The organism is uncultured Sphingorhabdus sp., from assembly GCF_937872355.1.
Lineage (GTDB): Bacteria > Pseudomonadota > Alphaproteobacteria > Sphingomonadales > Sphingomonadaceae > Sphingorhabdus_B.
Genome location: NZ_CALMSV010000199.1, coordinates 1 through 6023, shown reverse-complemented (window position 1 = coordinate 6023; position 6023 = coordinate 1). Strand labels below are relative to the sequence as shown.

The window sequence follows — 6023 nt, the reverse complement described above, 5'->3', positions numbered from 1 at the left end:
GGGGGCGCCGCGCGGTGGGTCAGTTGCTGCACGGCCAAAGCCGAAGAACAGCGTGTCGGTGGAAATCGTTCGCGGCACGGCCAGTTCTTCCTACGATGTTTCGCGCCACAGGGGGTATTGAGCGCATGAAAAAGCTAAGCTTCATCTTCGGCACTGCTCTCGCACTGTCACTCTCCGCCGCCCCCGCCGCATTGGCCCAGGGCTATCAGAGTTCCTCAGATGCCGGGCTGCACGCAGGCCAACTCGACGTTCCACTGAACAAGAGCCAGGTGCTGACGGTCGATCGACCGTTCGGCAAGGCGATGATTGGAAGCGAAGAGATCGCCGACATCATGCCAATCACCAATCGCTCGCTCTATGTGCTCGGCAAGAAAATGGGCACCACCAGCCTGACGGTCTATGACAACGCAAATAATGTCATCTCGGTCGTCGATATTGCCGTTGGTCCGGACATCGTGTCTCTGCGCCGCCAACTCTCGGAACTAATCCCGGGCGAGCCCATCGGTGCCAAGATTTCAAACAATTCGGTCATACTGACAGGTATTGTTTCAAATGGCCCGGCAATTGACCGCGCTGTCCAGCTCGCCAAAAGCTATGCCGGTGACAATGTAATCAACATGATGTCGGTCGGTGCCAGCCAGCAGGTGATGCTGGAGGTGCGCTTCTCCGAAATTTCGCGCCAGACAGGCAAGCAGATTGGTTTGAGCGGCTTTGGCTTCAGCGATGGTGGCACTTTTGGTGCAGCCATTGGCAACGGTGCGGGGCTGGTTCCTGATGCGACAACAGGTAATGGCGTGCTCCGACTCGATTCCATCACCGGTGCATTTGGCGTGTTTCGCAAGGCGTTTGACGTTGCCGGGCTGAACATCGACGCTGTGCTTGATGCGCTGGAGCGCAAGGGTTTGGTGAAGACCCTCGCCAATCCGACGTTGGTGGCGCTTTCAGGCGAAACCGCGTCCTTCCTGGCGGGCGGTGAATTTCCTGTTCCGGTAGCACAAGGCAACAACAGTGGGAGCGGCGGAGGCGGTGGCAATACGGGCAGCATCACCGTCGAATTCAAGCCATTTGGCGTCAGCCTTGCCTTTACGCCGACAGTTCTTGCCGATGGCGTCATCAATCTGGCGGTTGAACCGGAAGTCAGTTCGATTGATCCGACTGCTTCAATCACCGTGAACGGCCTTGTCATTCCCGGCCTGCAAACGCGGCGCGCCAACACAGTGCTCGAACTGCGCGACGGTGAAAGCTTTGCCCTCGCCGGCCTCATCCGAAAGGATTTCCAGACAACGGTGCGACAGGTTCCGCTTTTGGGTTCTATTCCCATCATCGGCTCTCTGTTCCGTTCGTCGGGTTTCCAGAAGGGTGAGACCGAACTGGTTATCGTTGTGACCCCGCGTCTGGTGCAGCCGATCAAGGCTGGTGCTCCAGTGGCGCTGCCAACCGATCGGGTGCAGAACCCCAATGAACTCGATCTGTTCCTGATGGGACGCACCGACAAGGCAGTGGGCATCAATCCGCTTGATCCCGATGCACCCCCGCCAGAGGCACCCAAGACGGAAGGCGCCGATTATGACTATTGATCGTAAAATGCTTTGCTCTGCGCTGGCTCTCGCGCTGCTTTCGGGCTGCACGCCGAATGATACAGGTCTTGGCGATGCCACACGTGCCAATTATGCCGCGCAGATCGTGGAACCTGAGCCACAATATGCCGAAGCCATGACCGCAAGTGGCGATCAAACGATGGCTGCTCAGGAACGGTATCGCAAAGGCGCTGTGAAACAACCCGTCGCTGAGAAGACAACCAGCGGAATTTCCAGTTCGGGTGGCAGCTCTTCAGGTGGCAATTAAGGCGTAAGACGTTAGGAGATGGACGGTGATACGGTCGATAGGGAAGAGACTTTGGCGTGAAGAAAGCGGGGCTGTCGCCTCCGTTTACGCCTTGGCTTTACCTGCGCTGGTCGCGATCGGTGGCATCGCCTTTGATTATGCCCGTTTGGCTGCAATGGATACAGAGCTGCAAAATGCAGCGGATCAGGCAGCGCTCGCCTCTGTAACACAATTGGACGGAAAAGCAGGGGCCTGTTCCCGCGCATCTGCCACTGCGGTTTCGCATCTCGCCAACCGGACCGTCTATTCCAATGTGGGCGGAACCCCCGACATCACGGTCACCGGTGAGGCGACGTGCGACGCCACCGGCAAAATCAAATTCTGGCAAAACAAGGCAAAGACAACGGCGGCGACCACCGATGCCAATGCCCGTTTTGTCGAAGTTACGGTCAACGCCCGCACCGCGCGCTATGCGCTGACCCCGATTGTCGGCGTTTTCAATTCCGGCGCAATCGATGCAACCGCTATGGCTGGGCTCGGATCCTCGGTTTGCAAAGTCCCGCCGATCATGATCTGCAGCCCGGATCCTTCTGTACCTTTCAATGCCAATGGCAGAGTCGGTCAGGGTGTTGTTGCAACCGGCCACAGCCCGGGTAGCGGCAGTAATAAGAATAACGCCAATCAGGGCGGAACCCCGGGAACCGGCAGCAACAATACTTGGGCTCCGGGCGACTTCGGATTCTTGCAGGTGAACGATCCCGACGCCAATAACCGCAATGCAGCTCTGTTAAGGGCGCTCGCTTATGTGAATCCCCCCACCGATTGCGTCCAAATCGATGAAAACAGGGTTAGCACCGGAAATCCGCAAGGATTGTACGACGCAATCAACACCAGATTCGGGATATACGATTTTAACAATAATGGCGGCGGCAATGTGCTCTCAACCTGCGAAGGCGGCGATTGCCCACCTGCTCCCAATGTACGCATGGACCATGTGAAATCCGGCAACAGCTGCAAGATTAATCGCAGCAACGGAAATGGCGGAAACGGTTTCCGCCTGCCGCAGAGCGGCAGCGAGTTCAAGCCTGTCAATCCAGGCGGGGCTTACAACCCGACCACATTGCTACATTCCAATACCAATGCGGTTGCTGCGATGGGGCTGCCACGCGACAATTGCCATTACACCAGCTTCAACACTGGCTCTACGACCCTGGGCTTCTGCCCCGGCGGCAACGGGCGTTTCGGCAATGGCGAATGGGCGCGACAGGATTATTTCACCAAATATCATAACGCAAACAAGCCCACAGGTTGGGAGACGATCACCCGCTATCAGACCTATTTGTGGGAACTCGCCGGCAACATGCCGACCGGCGGCGCACCAACCTGCGGCACACCTGCTGGTGACGTTAATCGGCGAATACTCACGGTAGCCGTTGTCAGCAACTGCGCCAGTTTGAATGGTGCCTCGCAACCGGTCGTAATCGACGAATGGGTCGATGTCTTTCTGGTCGAGCCCTCCAGTGACGATAGTTTGCGCTGGAATGCGTTCAAAGATGCCATCTACATGGAAATCATCGGCAAATCGACCGTTGCGGGCGCCGGTGTTTTTGGCAATCAGACGGTTCGCCGTGATGTGCCGTATCTGGTGGAATGAGCCATGCGTTCGCTCTTTCTGATCCGTACTGAAAATAGTGGCGCCGCAGCGGCCGAAATGGCGCTGCTGGTTCCGCTGCTTTCGATACTTATGTTCGGTTCTTTCGAAATGGGCAATTTTTTCTGGAACGAACATAGGGTGGTCAAGGCCGTTCGCGATGGCGCACGCTTTGCCGGACGACAGCCGTTCGCGAAATTTGCTTGCGGTACTGCCACCCTTGCGGACACGACTTTGGAAACCCAGATCAAAAACCTCACCAGGACAGGAACCGTCGATGGAACCGGTGCCGCGAAGGTATATGGTTGGGCAAACACTCATGTTACAGTCAGCGTGGATTGTCCGACCACCGCTCTCAACACGGGCATTTATGATGGTTTGGCAAATGCACCACGCGTAACCGTGTCTACAACGGTTCCCTACAGATCTATCCTGCAGAATCTTGGGTTTAACACGACAGGTCTCAATTTGAGAGCGCAAGCGCAAGCTGCGGTGATGGGACTATGAGGCTGCTCTCTCGCCTTGCACATGATGAAGCCGGTGGCCCCGCTGCGGAATTTGCGCTGGTTTTACCCGTGGCCCTGCTCTTTCTCGTCGGCATCATCGATGTCGGGCGCTATATGTGGACTTATAACGAAGCCGAAAAAGCCACACAGATGGGCGTCCGATATGCTGTGGCAACGGATGCAGTTCCATCAGGGCTTGCAGGTTACAGCTTCGCCCAAAGCTGCAGCGTTACACAGGGCACCCAGATATCTACAGCCCAGTTTCCCGGAATGACTTGCCAAGGCGGCGGTACGGTTGCAGCGCCTACGGTCAATTGCACTTTTCCCACTGCCAGCAGCTGTACGAACGCCATACCGACGACGTCCAACGCAACTGCCTTTGGCAATATTGTAAACCGTATGCGCTTGTTCAAACCGGATATTTTGCCAACGCAGGTGCAGATACGATATAGTAATTCCGGTCTGGGCTATGCGGGCGATCCTACGGGTATGGATGTAGCGCCACTGGTTACGATTACCGTCACTGGCCTTCAGTTTAAGCCTTTGACGACACAGATTTTAGGAGCGGCTTTCACCATTGGTCCGTTCAGCTATTCGCTGACCATGGAAGATGGCCAAGGCACCTATTCGAATTAGGATGGAACTTTAGATGGGCGTTTCTGAATATATAACTTTCACTTCGGAGGATTGGGTTTTGGACCTGAAATCGCGTTCTGTTTTGCTGGTCCTTTCCGAAGCCGAAATGACGAGTGCCCAATTTGACGATGTGGCAATTGGGCAAGCGCAGGTCCTGCTAGCAACAATGGCACCCGACGCGCGCGTCGACGAAGCCCAATTGGACGCAGCCACAATCCTGATTCTCGAAATCCGCCCGGACATGCCCAAATCGCTTGATCGGCTGAAAAAGATTAGGGCCTCTCATCCCGATCTTCCGATCATCGCCGCAATCCGCGATTCAAATCTGACTCTGGTCCGGATGCTTCTGAAGCAGGGTGTGCGCGACGTCGTCGCACTGCCTTTGGCACAATCGGAACTGGCATCGATCATCGCCGAAATCTGCGCAGAACTCGATGCCAGCCGCGCTGCTGAAGTACAGCAGGGGCAGCTGATCTCAGTGCTCAAAAGTATTGGCGGCGTGGGTGCCACGACCGTTGCCACACACCTTGCCGGCGAACTGGCGCAGAGCAATCGTGGCAAAGGTGTATGCCTGATCGATCTTGATCTGCAATTTGGTGACGCGGGCGCTTATCTGGGGCTTTCGTCCCAGCTTTCAATTGCCGATCTGATTGCAGCGGGAGCCCGTATCGATCGCGAACTGCTCCGTTCGGTCGTGTCGAAAAGTGAAAATGGCCTGCACGTGATTCCTGCCCCCATCGATATCATGCCGCTGGAAGCTGCCAATTCGGAACAAATGCTACGCATCATCGAACTGGCGCGTGAAGAATATGATCATGTTATCCTCGACCTGCCGTCGAACTGGACGAACTGGACCTTGTCACTCGTTGCTTTGTCGGACGTCGTATTTTTGGTGGCCGAATTGTCTGTGGCCAGCCTGCGCCAGGCAAAGCGCCAGCTACAATTGCTCGCCAATCAGGATATCAACCACGACAATATCCACGTCATCGCCAACCGGGTAGAAAAGCGGATGTTCCGCACAATAAATCTCGATGACGCCTCGCACGCGCTTGGGCATCCGATCGAATATAGCATCCACAATGATTATCCGCTGGTTCGTGCCGCACATGATCAAGGTGTGCTGATTAATGCCATCCGGGCACGCAGCAAAATCGGGACTGACATTGCCGCGATGCTGCCACTGCTCACGAAAGAAACGGACGCCTGAATATGTGGCAGATACGAAAAGCCGATGTTCTGGATACCAACTCTACCGCGAGTGAAAGCGCGAAAAAGGCGCTGGAACGTCACGCAGCAGACACAGACTATATCGATCTTAAGGTTGAGCTGCACCGTCGCCTGATCGATCTGATCAATCTGTCCGCGCTGGAAACGATGACCAGGCCGCAGATCGAAACCGAGATCGG

Annotated in this window: 6 protein-coding genes and 1 pseudogene; all 7 read left to right on the top strand. The window is 55.8% G+C overall.

Annotated features, from left to right (window positions below; all coding sequences use genetic code 11):
- The first annotated feature begins 125 nt into the window (after positions 1 to 125).
- Entirely contained in the window at positions 126 to 1577 is a 1452-nt protein-coding gene (locus tag Q0239_RS13170) for a type II and III secretion system protein family protein (protein WP_298603605.1), read from the top strand.
- Positions 1567 to 1845: a hypothetical protein gene (locus Q0239_RS13165; RefSeq protein WP_298603603.1), complete on the top strand. Its 279-nt coding sequence runs from the start codon at positions 1567 to 1569 to the stop codon at positions 1843 to 1845. Before Q0239_RS13170 ends, Q0239_RS13165 begins: the two co-directional genes overlap by 11 nt.
- Positions 1846 to 1870: 25 nt before the next feature.
- Positions 1871 to 3478, top strand: coding sequence for a pilus assembly protein TadG-related protein (locus tag Q0239_RS13160; RefSeq protein ID WP_298603601.1), 1608 nt, complete (start codon positions 1871 to 1873; stop codon positions 3476 to 3478).
- Between the two features lie 3 nt (positions 3479 to 3481).
- Positions 3482 to 3982 (top strand): TadE/TadG family type IV pilus assembly protein, encoded by a 501-nt coding sequence (locus Q0239_RS13155; RefSeq protein ID WP_298603599.1) that lies wholly within the window; start codon positions 3482 to 3484, stop codon positions 3980 to 3982.
- Positions 3979 to 4617 carry a TadE/TadG family type IV pilus assembly protein gene (locus Q0239_RS13150; protein WP_298603597.1) on the top strand — a complete coding sequence of 213 codons (639 nt, stop codon included), beginning with the start codon at positions 3979 to 3981 and terminating at the stop codon, positions 4615 to 4617. The genes Q0239_RS13155 and Q0239_RS13150 overlap by 4 nt, the downstream gene beginning before the upstream one ends.
- Before the next feature lie 13 nt (positions 4618 to 4630).
- A complete protein-coding gene (locus tag Q0239_RS13145) occupies positions 4631 to 5824 on the top strand; it encodes an AAA family ATPase (RefSeq protein WP_298603595.1) in 1194 nt (397 codons plus the stop codon).
- A 2-nt stretch (positions 5825 to 5826) separates the two neighbouring features.
- Positions 5827 to 6023, top strand: a pseudogene (locus Q0239_RS13140) (CpaF family protein); the annotation flags it as partial.

Bases quoted from the DNA above. Each gene is read 5' to 3' on its own strand.
- Q0239_RS13170 (WP_298603605.1), top strand. From the start codon at position 126: ATGAAAAAGCTAAGCTTCATCTTCGGCACTGCTCTCGCACTGTCACTC.
- Q0239_RS13165 (WP_298603603.1), top strand. From the start codon at position 1,567: ATGACTATTGATCGTAAAATGCTTTGCTCTGCGCTGGCTCTCGCGCTG.
- Q0239_RS13155 (WP_298603599.1), top strand. From the start codon at position 3,482: ATGCGTTCGCTCTTTCTGATCCGTACTGAAAATAGTGGCGCCGCAGCG.
- Q0239_RS13150 (WP_298603597.1), top strand. From the start codon at position 3,979: ATGAGGCTGCTCTCTCGCCTTGCACATGATGAAGCCGGTGGCCCCGCT.
- Q0239_RS13145 (WP_298603595.1), top strand. From the start codon at position 4,631: ATGGGCGTTTCTGAATATATAACTTTCACTTCGGAGGATTGGGTTTTG.